10 protein-coding genes are annotated in these 16271 nt (G+C 71.8%); 6 read left to right on the top strand and 4 right to left on the bottom strand.

Annotation, left to right across the window (positions count from 1 at the left end):
* Positions 1-321: 321 nt before the first annotated feature.
* Positions 322-3363 (top strand): discoidin domain-containing protein, encoded by a 3042-nt coding sequence (locus ACFYYN_RS20105; protein ID WP_500546908.1) that lies wholly within the window; start codon positions 322-324, stop codon positions 3361-3363.
* 85 nt (positions 3364-3448) lie between these two features.
* On the opposite strand, the gene ACFYYN_RS20100 is transcribed toward ACFYYN_RS20105, so the two are convergent.
* Complete coding sequence (locus ACFYYN_RS20100; RefSeq protein WP_500546907.1) at positions 3449-4357, bottom strand: LysR family transcriptional regulator; 909 nt, start codon at positions 4355-4357, stop codon at positions 3449-3451.
* Between the two features lie 100 nt (positions 4358-4457).
* Between ACFYYN_RS20100 and ACFYYN_RS20095 the strand changes: the two genes are divergently transcribed.
* From ACFYYN_RS20095 to ACFYYN_RS20085, 3 genes are all read left to right on the top strand, one after another.
* On the top strand, positions 4458-5513 hold the full coding sequence (locus ACFYYN_RS20095) for an NADP-dependent oxidoreductase (RefSeq protein ID WP_500546906.1): 1056 nt from the start codon (positions 4458-4460) through the stop codon (positions 5511-5513).
* Between the two features lie 472 nt (positions 5514-5985).
* Positions 5986-6711 carry an ABC transporter ATP-binding protein gene (locus ACFYYN_RS20090; protein ID WP_500546905.1) on the top strand — a complete coding sequence of 242 codons (726 nt, stop codon included), beginning with the start codon at positions 5986-5988 and terminating at the stop codon, positions 6709-6711.
* The gene (locus ACFYYN_RS20085) at positions 6708-8399 is read left to right on the top strand and encodes a hypothetical protein (protein WP_500546904.1); all 1692 of its coding nucleotides are present in this window, start codon (positions 6708-6710) and stop codon (positions 8397-8399) included. The genes ACFYYN_RS20090 and ACFYYN_RS20085 overlap by 4 nt, the downstream gene beginning before the upstream one ends.
* Before the next feature lie 172 nt (positions 8400-8571).
* Here ACFYYN_RS20085 and zwf read toward each other — a convergent pair whose 3' ends face one another.
* From zwf to ACFYYN_RS20070, 3 genes are all read right to left on the bottom strand, one after another.
* Positions 8572-10029, bottom strand: coding sequence for a glucose-6-phosphate dehydrogenase (gene zwf, locus ACFYYN_RS20080; RefSeq protein ID WP_500546903.1), 1458 nt, complete (start codon positions 10027-10029; stop codon positions 8572-8574).
* Positions 10030-10036: 7 nt separating this feature from the next.
* Positions 10037-11068, bottom strand: a complete 1032-nt coding sequence (gnd, locus tag ACFYYN_RS20075; protein ID WP_500546902.1) for a phosphogluconate dehydrogenase (NAD(+)-dependent, decarboxylating) — start codon at positions 11066-11068, stop codon at positions 10037-10039.
* A 251-nt stretch (positions 11069-11319) separates the two neighbouring features.
* A complete protein-coding gene (locus ACFYYN_RS20070) occupies positions 11320-11637 on the bottom strand; it encodes a hypothetical protein (RefSeq protein ID WP_500546901.1) in 318 nt (105 codons plus the stop codon).
* Positions 11638-11704: 67 nt separating this feature from the next.
* On the opposite strand from ACFYYN_RS20070, the gene ACFYYN_RS20065 reads away from it, so the two are divergent.
* Positions 11705-11980 carry a hypothetical protein gene (locus ACFYYN_RS20065; RefSeq protein WP_500546900.1) on the top strand — a complete coding sequence of 92 codons (276 nt, stop codon included), beginning with the start codon at positions 11705-11707 and terminating at the stop codon, positions 11978-11980.
* Between the two features lie 302 nt (positions 11981-12282).
* Positions 12283-16263 carry a metallophosphoesterase gene (locus ACFYYN_RS20060; RefSeq protein WP_500546899.1) on the top strand — a complete coding sequence of 1327 codons (3981 nt, stop codon included), beginning with the start codon at positions 12283-12285 and terminating at the stop codon, positions 16261-16263.
* The last annotated feature ends 8 nt before the right edge of the window (positions 16264-16271 follow it).

Raw genomic sequence — 16271 nt, 5'->3', positions numbered from 1 at the left:
CTGTCGGTGTTCTGTCAAGGCGTGAAAAAAGGCGTGAAGAAAGTGCCTCGGGGCTTCGTCAGTGGGATCCGCAAGGTGCGCGAGCTGCCCGTATGCCTGCCGTCGTGTCAATCTTGCATGGGTGTGCCGAGAATTTGCTTGGCGTGTTCAGAACCTTGCGGGGTCTGGTGCCGATCTGTACGTTCGGGGCGCCGGTTCTCCACGTTCCTGAAGGAGCCTCAGATGCGGGCGATCCCCAGACCTTCCCGTGGCAGCCGCCACGCCGGGCGCAGGTTAGCGACGATCGCCCTCGCAGCGGTCGGCGCCTTATGCGTGTCCGCCGTGTCGGCCGTGCCGGCGGGCGCCGTGCCCCATCGCGCCCCGGCAGCCGAGGCCTCGGGCACCGCCGCCGCGGCCGGCGCGACGACTCCGTTCCGGATCTACGAGGCCGAGGTCGGCACGACGGGCGGGGGCGCCACCACGACGTCGCTGACGGCGCCGCCCGCGACGCAGTACTCCAGTGCGGCCCTCGAAGCGTCCGGCCACGCCTACGTGCACCTGAGCGGCACCGGGCACTCCGTCCAGTGGACGAACACCACCGGGGCGCCCATCAGTTTTCTCAACGTCCGCGCCAGCATCCCCGACTCCGCCTCCGGCGGCGGCACGACCGCGACGCTGAACCTGTACGTCAACGGGGTCTTCCGGCAGGCCCTCAACCTCAACTCCCAGCAGACCTGGGTCTACGAGGGCAACAACAACTACAACACCAGTGACAACCAGAACCCGGCCGACGGCAACCCGAGGGTCTTCTGGGACGAGTCGCACGCCTTCGTCACCGGCGCCCCGATACCGGCGGGCGCTACGTTCTCACTCAAGAAGGACGCCGCCAACAGCGCGGCCTTCTACGACGTGGACTCCGTCGACGTGGAGAACCCGCCCGCGCCGCTGACCCAGCCGGCGAACTCGATCTCGATCACCAGCTGCGGCGCCGTCCCGGACGACACCCCGACCAACGGCGCGGCCGCCCCCCAATCCGTCGACAGCCGGGCCGCGATCCAGAACTGCATCAACCAGGCCCAGTCGCAGGGCAAGACCCTCTGGATCCCGCAGGGCACCTTCTACGTGAAGGGCACCACCGGCCTGACCGCGCAGGGGATCCGCATAGCGGGCGCGGGCCTGTGGTACAGCACGGTCTACCGCGACGTGCCGGTCCCCAACAGCACCCCGCTCGCGGCGCTGTTCAACCTGACCTCCTGCACGGTGGAGAACTTCCACGTCGACGCCAACGCCGTCAGCCGCAGCACCATCGGTGGCGACGGCGGCGCGATGGACACCACCGGCACCAACTGGGTCGCCGACGGCATCTGGACCCAGCACACCATGTCCGGCTTCTGGGCCTCGGGCACCGGCGGCACCGTCCGCGACAGCCGACTGACGGCGATCTGGGCGGACGGCATCAACGTCAACAACGTGTCACTCGGCGCCGACACCGGCAACAACCTGACCGTCACGAACAACTTCGTCCGCGGCACGGGCGACGACGCCATCGCCATCAACTCCGTCCACTACAACACCAACGGCGACGGCTCCCAGACGTTCTACCAACCGATGACGAACGTCACCGTGAGCGGCAACACCTCGATCGCACCGTGGGGCGGCAAGGGCATCGGGATCTACGGCGGCAGCGGCCACCACGTGAGCGGCAACTACATCAGCGACACCGCCCGTTACATCGGCCTGGGCGCCGGCCGGTTCGGTGTCAACGGCAGCGACCTGCTGTCCGCGACGGTCTCCGACAACACCGTCGTCCGCTCCGGCGGCAACGCCTACAGCCAGGGGCAGCCCGCCCTCCACATCGGCAACGGCGGCGACGGGCAGAACACCGGCATCGTCGACAACGTCACCGCCACCGGCAACACCGTCGTGGACTCGCTCTACGACGGGATCGGCTTCTCCACCTCGACCGACACCCTGCTGCAGAACAACACCGTCACCACCCCCGGCCGCAACGGCATCGCGATCTCGCCACCGTTCTACCCCGCGCCCACCGGCTCCGCCGCGATCACCGGCAACACCGTCACCGGCCTGCGCTCCGGAGCCACGGCCTTCGTCAACAACTCCGGCGGCTTCACCGCCACGTTGAGCGGCAACACCTGGGAGCCTCCGGCGCCCGAAGGCCCCTACGGAGGCACCCCCGCGGCGATCCCCGGCACCGTCCAGGCCGAGAACTACGACACCGGCGGCCAGGGCGTCGCCTACAACGTCACCAGCGTCAACGGCAACGCGAACGGCTACCGCGCCGACGGCGTCGACCTCGAGGCCACCTCGGACACCGGCGGCGGCCACAACCTCGGCTGGACCAGCGGCGGGCAGTGGTTCCGCTACACCGTCGACGTCGCCACAGCAGGGACGTACACGGTGGGACTGCGTGTCGCGGCCCCCTCGGCAGTGACCGGCGCGCTGCACCTGTCCAACGCCTCCGGCGCCAACCTCACCGGCGCCGTCGACATACCCGCCACCGGCGGCTGGCAGACCTGGGCCACCGTCACCGCGCGGGTCACCCTGCCCGCGGGCCGCCAGATCCTCACCCTCCACCAGGACAACGGCGGCTGGAACGCCAACTCCCTCACCTTCACGGCGGCGGGAGGCGCTCCGCCGGCCAGTCTCTCGGCGTCCCCCGCCTCGCTCACCTTCGGCGGCCAGGCGCTGAACACCACCAGCGCCGCGCAGTCCGTCACCGTCACCAACTCCGGGGCCGTCGCCGCTTCGATCTCCTCGATCACGGCCGGCGGTGACTTCGCGCAGACCAACACCTGCGGCTCGTCCATCGCCGCCGGAGCCTCCTGTGCGATCAGCGTCACCTTCACCCCGACGGCCACCGGCACCCGCACGGGTACGGTCACCGTCACCGGCAACGCGGCCAACAGCCCCACCACCATCGCGCTGTCGGGCACCGGAACCGGCGGCGAGGCCGTCAACCTGGCCGCCGGCCGGCCGACGACCGAGTCGAGCCACACCGATGTCTACCCCTCGTCGAACGTGACCGACGGCTCCCAGTCCACCTACTGGGAGAGCGTCAACAACGCGTTCCCGCAGTGGGTCCAGGTCGACCTCGGGTCGGCGCGCAGCGCGTCCAGGATCGTGCTGCAACTGCCCGCGAGCTGGGGCGCACGGACCCAGACCCTGTCCGTGCTGGGCGGCACCGACGGCACCAACCTCACCACCGTCAAGGCCTCCGCGGCCTACACCTTCGACCCGGCGACCCACAACACCGTCACGATCACCTTCCCCGCCACCACCCAGCGCTACTTCCGCCTGAACATCGGCGCCAACACCGGCTGGCCGGCCGGACAGATCTCGGAGTTCCAGATCTGGACCACCTGACCGCCCCTCGGGCTCCCCGCCAGACGCTCCCGCCCCCGGACGCTCCCAGGCGCCGGGTGGCGGGAGCGCCCGTGTCCCCGTTATGTCAGCGCGTACCGCGGGTTCCACTCGGGGTCGCCGCCCGCAGCTCCCTCACCAAGGCGCGCACGACGGCGGATCCGGCCAGTTCGGACGTGGTGACGTAGCCGACCCGGCGGGTCGGGCGGGCGGGGCCGAGGTCGGAGATCTCGACGGAGTCCGGTGCTCCGACCAGGGAGAGCGCCGGCATGATCGCCATCCCGTGGCCTCCGCTCACCAAGGACAGCACCGCGCCGTCGTCCTCGGCCTCGACGGTCGCCTGCGGGATCCAGTCCTGCGCGGACCACCACGCGCGGGTGTACGAGCCGCAGTTCTCGGCCCAGTCGACCAGCGGCAGCGAACGCGGGGCGGCGTGACCCCTCGCGTGCACCAGGGCGTACGGCTCCTCCAGGAGTCCGCCCGCGACCAGACCCGGTGGAAGCGGCACGGAGCCGCCCAGGGTGGCAAGGGCGATGTCGGCCTTCCCGTCGGCCACTTCGCCCGCGGTGCCGCGCCCCACCTCGCGTACGATCCGCACCCGCGGCTCGATCCCGGGCTGCCGGGCGCGCAGCCGCCGCAGCACGGGCGGCAGCAGGTGGAGAGCCGCGCTGCGGAAAGCCGCGATCCGCAGCGGCCCCTCCGCGGCGTCGGGCCGGCCCGCGCCGCGCGCCTCGGCGGTCAGGACGTCCAGCAGGCGGAGGACGCGGCGGGCGTGCGCGACGGCCTTCTCGCCGGCAGGAGTGGGGCGGGCGCCGGTGCGGCCGCGCTCGAAGAGGACGGCCCCGATCTTGCGCTCGCTGCCGCGCACCGAGTGGGAGACCGCGGACTGGGTCAGCCCGAGGGTGCCGGCCGCGGCCGAGAAGCCGCCGGTGTCCGCGACCGCCACCAGGACGCGCAGTTCGTGCGGGGCGAGATCGGAGTCGGTCGTACGCGCCACGGGGCGTTCACCTCGGCGTATGAGAGCTGCTCATGGAACGGTGCGTCGCATGAGCCCAACCGGCTGCCCGGGCGGCGCATTCCCGCCCTACCGTCCGGTCATGAACGAGACCGCGCTCACCGTGCACCAGACCGCCCGCCCGCACGGCTTCCCCACCGCCGGGCACTTCGCCGTCGTCGAGTCCACGCTTCCCGAGCCCGCGGCCGGCAGCGCGCTCGTGGAGAACCTCTACTGGTCCGTCGACCCCTACCACCGCGAGATGATGGACGACGTGCCCGGCGGCTTCGCGCTCCACGCACCACTGGAAGGCCGCACCATCGGGCGGGTGACCGCCTCGCGCACGCCTGCGCTGGCCGAGGGCGAGATCGTGTTCCACCGGCAGGGCTGGCGCACGCACGCGGTGGTCACGCCCGAGGAGATCCGGCGGCTGCCCCGCTTCGACGGAGTGCCCCTGACCGCGTACTTGAGCACCCTCGGCGGCACCGGCCTGACCGCCTATGTGGGCCTGACCCGGATCGCCCGGCTCCAGGAGGGCGAGGACCTGTTCGTGTCGGCCGCCGCGGGCGGCGTCGGCACGGCGACCGGGCGGTTCGCCAGACTGCTCGGCGCCGGACGGCTCGTGGGCAGCGCGGGCTCGTCGGCGAAGGCCGGACACCTCATGCGGGAGGTGGGCTACGACGCCGTCTTCGACTACCACGACGGGCCCGCCGCCGACCTCCTCGGCAAGGCCGCGCCTGACGGCATCGACGTGTTCGTCGACAACGTCGGCGGCGAGCAGCTGGCCGCGGCGGTGGGAGCACTGCGCGAATTCGGACGCATCGTCCGCATCGGCACGATCAGCCAGTACAACACCCCCGACGCGCCGCCGCCGCGCTTCAACCACGCGGACATTGTGGAGAAGAGCATCCGAATGGAGGGCTTCCTGGTCCGCAACTACCTTGATCTGCAGGATGAGTTGTACGAGTTCGCGGTGCCGCATCTGCAAAGCGGCCGTCTCGCCCTGGACGAGACGGTGGTCGACGGTTTCGAGCACATCGTGGACGCGTTCCTGGGAATGCTGCGCGGCGAGAACACCGGCAAGATCATCGTGCGGGACCGCACGCAAGCCCCGCGGCTCACCTGCGGTGGGGAAGGCTCCAGTGGTGCGGTGCGATGAGCCGCCGGACGCTGTCCGGGCCCCAGGAGCCCGGGGCGTAGAGCCCGACCGGAGGCGGGTTCTCCAGCAGCGGGGTGGACGCCTCCCACCGGCGCTCGATGCCGTCGGTGCCTCGCCGAGGGGCTTGCCCGACCGCAAGTAGAAGGGCACCCCGGGCGGCACCACGGCGGCAGGATCGCCGAGGAGAGCCGCCCGGAACTTCGTGCCCGCGGCCGGAGAGGTCCTCAGCTCCGCCGCCGGACCGTCGTCGGCCACCGTCGACCGGCTGACCGCGCAGTGGCAAGCCGGCCACCAGGTCTTCAGGGACCGCGACCACTCACCAACGGACTCGGCGGCGCCCTGAACGCGGAGTGACCAAGGACACCCGGCGGTCCGCCGGCCGGGCGGAGCGTGGAGAATGGCCGGGCCGCTCCGGGCCGTCGTCCCGAGGTCGAAGCGGGGACAGCTTTCGTAAGACGAGAGGCCCGGCGACATGGGTGCACCACCATTGCTAGAGCTCAGCGGCGTCAGCCGGGTCTACGGCAAGCGCACCGCGCTGGCCAGCATGAACCTGCGACTGCGGTCCGGGAAGTGCGTGGCGCTGCTCGGCCACAACGGCTCGGGCAAATCGACGCTGCTGCGCATAGCGGCCGGTCGGGACAGGCCGAGCACCGGCACGGTGACGTTCGACGGCAAGCCGATGAACGAGAACGACCCGTCCGTCCGCGCCCGGGTGGCGGTGGTCGGCGACACCGCGGCGTGTTACCCCGACCTGACCGTGCGCGAGCATCTGCAGCTGGTGGCGGTGGCCCACGGGGTGGAGGACGCCGGCGACTGGATCGGCCACGTGATGGCCGAGCGGAAGCTGACCGACCACGCCGACGCGCTGCCCGGAGCGCTGTCCTCCGGGCAGCTCCAGTCGCTGCTGCTGGCCTCCGCGATGGTCCGGCCGCGCGACCTGCTGCTGCTGGACGAGCCGGAACAGCGACTGGACCCGGGCGCGCGGCGGCAGCTCGCGGACCTGATCAAGAAGGAGACCGCGGAAGGCGTCGCCGTGCTGCTGGTCACACACCACGGAGAGCTGGCCCGTGCGGTCGCCGACCGGGTGCTGGTCCTCAGCGACGGCAAGGTGGTGGCCGACGGCCACCCGGACAAGGTGCTCGCCACCGGCGCCGACGGACTGACCTGGCTGGCCGAGAACCTGGACGGTGGCCGGTGACCACTCTCGCCGAGGAGACCGACGGGACCGGGGAGCACGCCGCGGCCTGGTCCGACGAGGACGACTGGACGCGGGAGACGCTGCGGCTGGTCCGTGACCTGCGCACCCCGCACCGCCGCAAGAAGACCGGCCAGATCGCCTACACCCTGTACTGCGTGGTGCTGCTCCTCGTGGTGTGGGGAGCGCTGCCGAGCATGGGGCTGTTCCTCGAGAAGTCGATGGGCGCCGACTACTCCGGTCACGGACCGGCGATCCTGGCCGCGCTGCCGGCCGGGTCCTGCGCGCTGGGGCTGGGATGGCTGCTGGTCGCCGCCTGGGACGCCCAGTGGCGCGGGCCGGTGGTGCCGCCGCGGGAGACCGTGGACTGGCTGCTGGCCCAGCCGGTGGACGTCGCCCGGGTGCTGCGGCCGTGGTTCTGGGGGTCGGCCGCGATCTCCGGCGGAGCCGGGCTGCTGGTCTCGGCGATCGGCATGGTCGCGCTGGGCCTGACGGTCGGTGTGGGGCTGCCGGCCGCGTTCGGCTGGTGCCTGCTGGGCGGCTGCGGTCTTCCGCTGCTGGCGACCGCGCTGGCCACCGCGGTGGAAGGCAGCGAGAGGGTGGCCCGCTGGGCCCGGCTGGCCACTCCGTACGTCGGTATGGCGGTGCTGGCGCTGGTGGCGCAGACCGTGCTGGCGGTCAGCGGCGACCGGCTGCCGGGGCTGGAACGGGTGGAGCTGTGGTCCGGGCCCTGGGGCTGGGCCGGGCTGGCCGCGCTGGCCCCCACGCCGGCCGCGCTGCCGGGCGGCTGGGCCGCGGGCGTCCTGCTGGCGGTGGTGGTGGCCGGCGCGTTGGCCGCGGCACACCGCTTCACCGGGTCGCTGGCGCTGTCCGCGGTACGGCGGCGTTCGCGGACCGCGACCGGGGTGATGGCCGCGCTGCGCACGGTGGAGTTCCGTACCGCGCGGCAGGCGGTGGCCGGGGTCACCGGCGGGGGCCGGTCGACGCGATGGAGGTTGCCGGCGCCCCGTCGGGCGGAGCTGGCGGTGCCGTGGCGCGACACGCTCGCGCTGCTGCGCACTCCGGGCCGGCTGGGCCGGGCGGTGGTGCTGGGGCTGCTGGCGGTGCTGGGCGCGGTGCTGGCGGCCTCGGCGCACGGCGGGACAGGCGTGACGGCGGCGCTGGCCTCACTGGTGTTCGGCTACTGGTCGCTGACCCAGCTGCTGGAGCCGGCCCGGGTGGAGACCGACGACACGCGGCGCGGGTCGTGGGCTCCGTACCCCTACCGGGGCCTGATGCTGCGGCACACGGCGGTGCCCGTCGTGCTGGGGCTGGTCGGTGCACTGGTGGCGGCGGGGGTGCTGGCCGGGGAAGGCGCGGGGGCCCGTGCGCTGCTGGCACCGGCCCTGGTGCCGCCGCTGGTGGGCGCTTCGCTGGTCAACGCCTGCCGGGGGGCGACCAAGCACCATCTGCTGATGTCGTCGGCCCAGTCCCCTGCGGGCGGCATGGGCCCGGTGCTGTTCCTGGGCTGGTACGGCGCTGGGGCGCTGGCGGCGGTGGTCACGCTGGTCGTCCCGTTCCTGACCGCGTTGCATTCCGGCTCGGCCGCCTCGATCGTCACCGCTGTCGTGGCCAGCGGCATGGTGACGGTGATCATGGTGCGCTGGGCGGTCATGCGGATCGGGAACCTGACGGCTCCCCTGGCGGACTGACGGGGGTGCCGGTGGCGGCCCCTGACGGGCGGCCGAGGCCGGCTGCACCGCCGCCCTCGGCCAGGGTGAGTCCCCCTGGCCGAGGGCGGGATGTCCGCCGGATGCGTGCCGCGGCCGTCTGCGCAGGCCCGGCCTCCGGCCACCGCACGCCGGGCAGCCGGCCGCCTGGAGGTCACTTGCGGTGGGGAAGGCTCCAGTGGTGCGGCGCGATGAGCCGGCGGACGCTGTCCGGGCCCCAGGAGCCGGGGGCGTAGAGCTCGACCGGGGGCGGGTTCTCCAGCAGCGGGGTGGACGCCTCCCACAGGCGCTCGATGCCGTCGGAGCGGGTGAACAGGGACTGGTCGCCGAGCATCGCGTCCAGGAGGAGGCGTTCGTAGCCCTCGAGGGCGTGCATGGTGTTGAAGGAGTCGGCGTAGCCGAAGACCATCTCCGCGGTGCTCAGGCGCATGGCGGGGCCGGGTTCCTTCACCAGGAAGGAGGTGGTGATCCGGCCCGGGTCGTCGAAGTCGATCACCAGCGCGTTGCTCCGGGTCTCGGAGCCGCCCCGCGCGGCCAGCGGGAACATGCGCAGGGCCGGTTCCCGGAAGCCGAGCGTCACGACGTGCCGTGCCTCGCCGAGGGACTTGCCCGACCGCAGGTAGAAGGGCACCCCGGCCCAGCGCCAGTTGTCGATCGTCGCGCGCAGGGCGACGAAGGTCTCGGTGTCCGAGTGCGGATCCACGCCCGGCTCGGCCCGGTACCCCTCGTACTGTCCGCGCACGACATGGGCCGGGTCGACGGGCTGCAGCGACTCGAAGACCTTCTCCTTCTCGTCCCGCAGGGACTGTGCCTGCAGTGCCGTGGGCGGCTCCATGGCCACGAATCCCAGGAGCTGGAAGAGGTGGGTGACGATCATGTCCCGGAACGTGCCGGTGCCCTCGAAGAACTGCGCGCGGCCCTCGATGCTGATGCTCTCCGGCACGTCGATCTGCACGTGGCTGATGTGGTCGCGGTTCCAGATCGGCTCGAAGAGGCCGTTGGCGAAGCGCAGGGCGAGGATGTTGTCGACGGACTCCTTGCCGAGGAAGTGGTCGATGCGGAAGACCCGGGACTCGTCGAAGACGGCGTGGATGGACGCGTTGAGCGCGCGGGCCGAGGCGAGGTCCGTGCCGAAGGGCTTCTCCACGATCACCCGGGCGTTGTCGGAGAGTCCGCTCGCCCCGAGCGTCTCGATCACGGAGGTGAAGGCGCTCGGCGGCACCGCGAGGTGGAACAGGCGCCGCGGGCTGCCCTCGATCGCCTGCTCGGCCTCCCGTACGGCCGCGAGCAGCGGCCCGGCGGCGCCGGGATCGCACGCACCGAAGGACAGGGCGGCCTCGAACTCCTCCCACGCGCGGCCCTGGGGCTTCGACCGGCCGAACTCCGCGACCGCGTCCCGCGCGTGCTTGCGGAAGTCCTCGTCGCTCAGCGTGCTCTTGGCGGGCGCCGAGCCGACGATCCGGTAGCGGGCGGGCAGCAGCCCCGCCTTGGCGAGGTGGAAGAGACCGGGCAGCAGCTTGCGGCGGGCGAGGTCGCCGGTCGCGCCGAACAGCACCACCACGTGGTCCTCGGGGACCGGACCGTGACCGGGTGAGGGGGAACGATGGGACACGGCGCCTTCACCCGCTCTTCTCGGCGTGGCCGCCGAACTCGCCGCGCATCGCGGACAGCACCTTGTCGCCGAACTCGCCGAGTCCGCGCGACGCGTACCGTTCGGCCAGCGAGGCGCTGATGACGGGGGCGGGCACGCTCTCGTCGATCGCCGCCTGGACCGTCCAGCGGCCCTCTCCGGAGTCCGAGACCCGGCCGGTGAACTGGTCCAGCTGTGGTGAGCGGGCGAGCGCGTCGGCGACGAGGTCGACCAGCCAGGAGCCGATCACCGAGCCGCGCCGCCAGACCTCGGCGACCTCGGCCACGTCGATCTCGTACTGGTACGCCTCGGGCTCGCGCAGCGGCGCCGTCTCGGCGTCGACGGCCCTGCGGCCGAGCCCCGCGTCCGCGTGCCGGATGATGCTGAGGCCCTCGGCGATGGCGGCCATCATCCCGTACTCCACCCCGTTGTGGACCATCTTCACGAAGTGGCCGGCGCCGCTCGGCCCGCAGTGGAGGTAGCCCTCCGGCGCGGTGCCGTCGGACCTGGTCCTGCCGGGCGTGGGCTCGGCGTTCCCGCGGCCGGGCGCGATGGTGCGGAAGATCGGGTCCAGCCGCGCCACCGGCTCGTCCTCGCCGCCGATCATCAGGCAGTAGCCGCGTTCGAGGCCCCAGACGCCGCCGGACGTGCCGCAGTCGACGTAGTGGATCCGATGCGGGGCGAGCTGCCGGGCGCGGGCCATGTCGTCGCGGTAGTAGGAGTTGCCGCCGTCGATGACGGTGTCGTCGGGTTCCAGCAGCGCGGTGAGCTCGTCGAGCGTCGACTGCACGACCCCCGCCGGGAGCATCAGCCACACGTTGCGGGGCGGCGCGAGCTTCTCCACGAACTCCTGGAGCGAGGCGGCGGCCGTCGCCCCCTCCTTCTCCAGTTCCAGCATGGCGTCGCGGTTGAGGTCGTGGACGACGCATGGATGGCCGTCGCGCATCAGCCGGCGCACGAGATTGGCGCCCATGCGTCCGAGGCCGATCATGCCGAGTTGCACGGGTGAGTCGGTGGCCATCGTCGGTTTCCCCGTTCCTCGGCGGCCTTCACGGGCTGAAGGTCCTGTCGTCCCTCACCTCAGGGCGGTTCCATGGGAATCTACCGAACTCGGACATATGGTGCGATCAGAGGAGCGCCGTCCACGGGGCGGGACGCGACGGCCTTGACCTGCGATTCCCCTGCGCGCCGGGGGCTCCGCCAGGTGAGGAACGCCGCTGCCGCGCTGCGCCGTCCCGGTGACGCACCCGTTGCCGCGCGCAGCGGTACGCGTCAGCGCGCGACGGCGCAGTTCCGCCAGGCCGTGGCCAGGGCCCGGGGGATCTGCGGGATCGCGCGGCAGCCGCTCTCGCTCGCGGGGAAGCCGTCGGTGGCGACGTAGGCCCAGTTGGTTCCCGAGGTGGCGCGGAAGTACTTCATGGCGCTGCCCTCGTCCTGCAGGTTCACCAGCTCGCCCTCGGTCGCGCCCCGGGTGGGCTGGAACTGGGTGGCCGCGTAGCGGACGGTGCCGCACTGGCCGAAGAAGAACCGCTGCGGCTCCGGCTCGATGTGCACGAAGCGCGGGAAACCGCGCTGGTACGCCCGCGTCACCGCGGCCTTGACCTCACCGCTGACGGTCAGGTTGCGGCAGCCGGGGACGGAGGCGGGCGCCTGCCGCGTGCTGGGGGAGGTCGCGGGGGCGGTGGAGCGGGGCGACGGCGTGGTGGCCGAGGGCGACGTGGCGGAATCGGACGGCCGGGCCGAGGGAGAGCCGGACGCCGATGCCTGTGCCGTGACCGACGCGTCCGGCGAGGACGAAGTGGCCGGACCGGCGGCGGAGTCGGACCCGGAGGAGTCGCTGCACCCCGTCAGCAACAAGATCCCACCCAGCAGTGCGGCCGCCATTGAGACGCCTCTGAATCCGGACAACGTGACGCTCCTCCTCGGTCGGTGAACCTCATGCGCACCCCGCCGTGCCCCACAGCCGGCGATCCGCTCACCCCTCACTACTCCACCGCGCCGCGGGTGGGTTGCACAGGCGGCCGGATCAACGGTTGCAATTCCGCATACGCGTACGCCGTGCAGCCATATGTCGTGATCAGGTGACCGGCCCCCGCGGGGCCAAGGGGACACCTTCCGCTGGTTGTTTACGTTTGCTTTAACTGCGTTCACCTCCGCTGGCCAAGATCCGCCAGGGGCATGCCACCTCTCGGCACCGGCGTTCCCCTCACCTTGTGGCGATCGGAAGGACAGCTGGTGATACGGCCAACACAGCGGCTCGGACGGCCCGGTGGCGGATCGGCGGGGCAACGGCTCGTGGGAGTGGCGCTCGCCGCGCTGCTCCTGCTGAGCGGGAACCTCACCGGGGCGTACGCAGAGACGGCGACGCAGGAGCGCACACCGGGGCACGGCGGGTCGGCGGACGCCACGAGCCTGCCGGCGCTCACCCCCGGGGACGGCGCGTACCTGGAGGGCACGGAGAAGGTCGCGGCCACGCCCACGCTGGCCGGTGACTCCGTCACACGGCTCGCGGTCGACGGCAAGGCCGTCGACGCGGAGCGGACGGTCGGGACCTCCCGGCTCAGCTTCGACGTCGGGTCCAACTCGACGGAGGCCCGCTACCACAACCACGTCCTGGTCAACGGAGACTACCGGGCCGACATCGGCGACCTCGTCAACCAGCGCGGCACGATCGAGATCCCCAACGACGAGCTGGTCAAGGGCGAGAACAAGGTCGAGATCCTCGCCGGCACCGTCGACAGCTCCTGCGGCACCAACTTCGACGACTTCGTGCTCTCCGACATCAGCCTGGACCTGCTCGGCGAGGTCGCGGACGGCGAGGAGAACGAGTACACGTACTCCTTCGGCGACGGCAGCTGCGGCACCAACACCACGCTGCTCACCAAGGCCACACTGACCTTCTTCGTCCTGGGCGACCCGCAGCGCACCACCGGCCTGCGCGCCGACCTGGACACCACCGGGCTCGCCAACGGCGCGCACGCCCTCACGGCGACGACGACCTCGGGCAAGACCGTCAAGAACACCGTGACGGTGAACAACGCCCCCGCGGGTGCCCCCCGGCTGCTGCCCAAGGACGGCACGCTGGTGAAGGGCCGCCAGCCGGTCTTCGCGAACTTCCCCGCGGGCGCCGAGGGCGAGCCGACGACGCTCACCGTAGACGGCAAGGAGCCGGCCACCGCCGCAAGTCTCGGCAATGGCGCGGCCACCTTCTCCTTCGACGTCGGGTCGAACTCGATCGACGACAGGTACGACAACCACCTCCTCGTCAACGGCAAGCGCATCGACCTGGGCGGCACCTGGGTCAGCCAGCGCGTCGACATCGCCGTCCCCGCGCGCTTCCTGGTCCCCGGTGACAACACGATCACGGTCGTGACCAGCGCCTACAAGGAGAGCTGCGGCAACAACCGCGACGACTTCGACATCTCGGGGCTCGCGCTCGCCCTCGACGGCGGCACCGTCACCGGCCACGGCATCGCCGACTCGTACGCCATGGGCGACGGCAGCTGCGGCAACAGCGACACCCGCCTGCGCGAGGCCGAGCTGCACTGGACGATCGACGCCCCGGCCGTGCACGTCTCACCGACCCTCGGCTCCGGCAACGCGACCCTCGGCTTCACCGTGGGCACCAACTCGATCGAGGCCCGCTACCAGAACCACATCCTGGTCAACGGCCAGAAGCAGGTGCTCGACGCCGACTTCGTCAGCCAGCACGTCGGCCTGACGTTCCCCAACGAGTGGCTCGTCCCCGGCTGGAACACGATCGACTTCGTCACGGGCACCTTCACGACCTCCTGCGGCGACAACCGCGACGACTTCGCCGTCTCCGACATCACCCTCACCCCGGCGAACGGCACCGCCGCCGGCCGGATGCTCAAGGGCTCGTACGGCCTCGGCGACGGCAACTGCGGCGACAACGTCAACCCGCTCACCGAGATCGACCTGGAGTTCTTCGTCGACGGCCCCGCCCAGGGCCTGTACGCCGACCTCGACACCGCCAAGACCGCCGACGGCAGGCACACCCTGGCCGCGACGTCGAAGAGCGGCAAGACCGCGACCCGCTTCCTGGTCACCGACAACTCCGCCCCCACGGTGGCGTCCAGCGTCCCGGCCGCCGGGCAGCGGATCACCGCCTCGGTCGTCCTCGACGTGCGGCTCCAGGACCTGTCCGGCGTCGTGAAGGGCCCGGACGTCACGCTCGACGGCAAGCCCGTCGAGCCCGGCGCCGCGGTGGGCCCCGGCCTGTCCGCAGGTGAGCACACGCTGAAGGTGTCCGGCACCGACGGCCTCGGCAACACCGGCACCCGCGAGGTGACGTTCACCTCCGCCGGCGTCCCCGACGCTCCCGCCGGCCTCACCCCGAAGTCCGGTACGACCGACGCGGGCGGCAGCGTGAAGCTGTCGGCCACGGTGGCCGAGCCCGACGGCGGTGACGTGACCGCCACGTTCTCCGAGACCGAGATCATCACGCCGGACCAGGTGTACCAGGGCACGGCGACGTCCGTCCCCACCACGCTCGAGGTCAAGGGCGAGAAGAAGGTCAAGGCCGCCGGCCTCGCGCCCGCCGACGGCAGGACGCTGCCCGCGCCCGCCGGCCCGGACGTCACCTTCCAGCGGTACGACGTCAAGGTCAAGGGCCACGTGGACGCGCCGGTGCTGCGCTGGGAGGGCGTCATCGACCCCGAACGGCTCGCCGCGCTGCGCGTGTGGAACACCAGGACCGACGCCTGGGACGTCCTGACCAGCGCCCGCGGCGCCGTCGAGGGCAACACCGTCCTGACCGCCGTCGTCGACCGCAAGTACGTCGACCGGCAGCAGGTCCACGTCATGGTGACCGGCGAGGACCCGTTCGCCGACGACATCGACGCCGGCGACCCGAACCGTTTCGCCGACCCCGGCTCGTACGACTTCTCGATCGTCCACTACACCGACACCCAGTACCTCTCCGAGGGCGCGGTGGAGCAGGAGACGCCCGAGGAGCGCGCGGTGTGGGAGAAGGCGTACGGCGACGTCTCCCGCTGGATCGCCGCCAACAAGGACCAGCGCAAGATCGCCTACGTCGCCCACACCGGCGACATCATCGAGAACAACATCCGCAAGCCCGCCGACGAGGCCACGCAGCGCCAGATCACCGGCGAGCTGGAGCTCTCCTCCGAGCAGCAGAAGATCCTCGACGACGCCGGGATCCCCAACGGCGTGATCGCGGGCAACCACGACAACCAGTCGGGCACCGAGAACGGCCCCGGCGCGATCTACAACAAGTACTACGGCCCCGACCGCTACCAGGCCCTGTCCAAGGGCTGGAAGCACGCCGAGTACGGCGGCCCCTGGCGGCCCGGCGACAACCAGAACCACTACGACCTGTTCTCCGCCGGCGGCCTCGACTTCGTCGTGGTCGGCCTGTCCTACGGGGTGACCCGCGAGGAGGCCGAATGGGCCGACTCCGTCTTCAAGCGCTTCCCCGGCCGCAACGGCATCCTGCTCTCGCACGACTACCTCGCGCCGAGCGGCAACCCGGACGGACGCGGCGCCCCGTTCTCCGCGCCCGACGGCTCGATGCTCTACAAGACGGTCGTCCAGGACAACCCGAACGTCTTCCTGATCCTCGCCGGTCACGAGCACGGCGTCGGCACCAACGTGAAGCCCAAGGTCGGCGAGGTCGAGCACGACGTCGTCGAGCTGCTCGCGGACTACCAGTTCTACACGGTCTCCGCGGACCGGCTCGGGCTCACCGAGATCGGCGGCTACCGGCCGGACGACCAGCTCCAGTTCGGCGCGAGCTTCTTCCGGATGCTGCAGTTCGACGTCAAGCGCTCGGAGGTGACGGTGGACACCTACTCGCCGCTGCTCGACGAGTTCGGCGCCACCGAGTACGACACCGACCACCGCTACGACGGCACCGAGGACAACATGGTGCTGCCGGTCGACCTCACCAGCCGCAAGACGGCCTTCACGACCGACTCGCTGGCGCTCTACGACCCCGTGAGCGTCATCGGCAAGGCCAAGGCCCGTTCCGGCGAGGTCGCCTCGGTGACCTGGCGGGGGCTCAAGCCGGGCACGACCCACGCCTGGTTCGTCACGGTGCGCTCCACCGGCGGCGGTGTCACCGCCTCCGAGCCGAGCGTCTTCGTGACCAAGGACGCCCACGGCCGCCCCGGCACGTGGGGACCGGACGCGCCCGCGTACCCGTGGTTCGCGCCGTCCACCGGCCGGCGGTGACCGGCTGA

Origin of the sequence: Streptomyces sp. NPDC001902, from assembly GCF_042891295.1 — a bacterium.
Taxonomy (GTDB): Bacteria; Actinomycetota; Actinomycetes; order Streptomycetales; family Streptomycetaceae; genus Actinacidiphila.
This window is presented reverse-complemented; position numbering and strand designations above follow the sequence as displayed.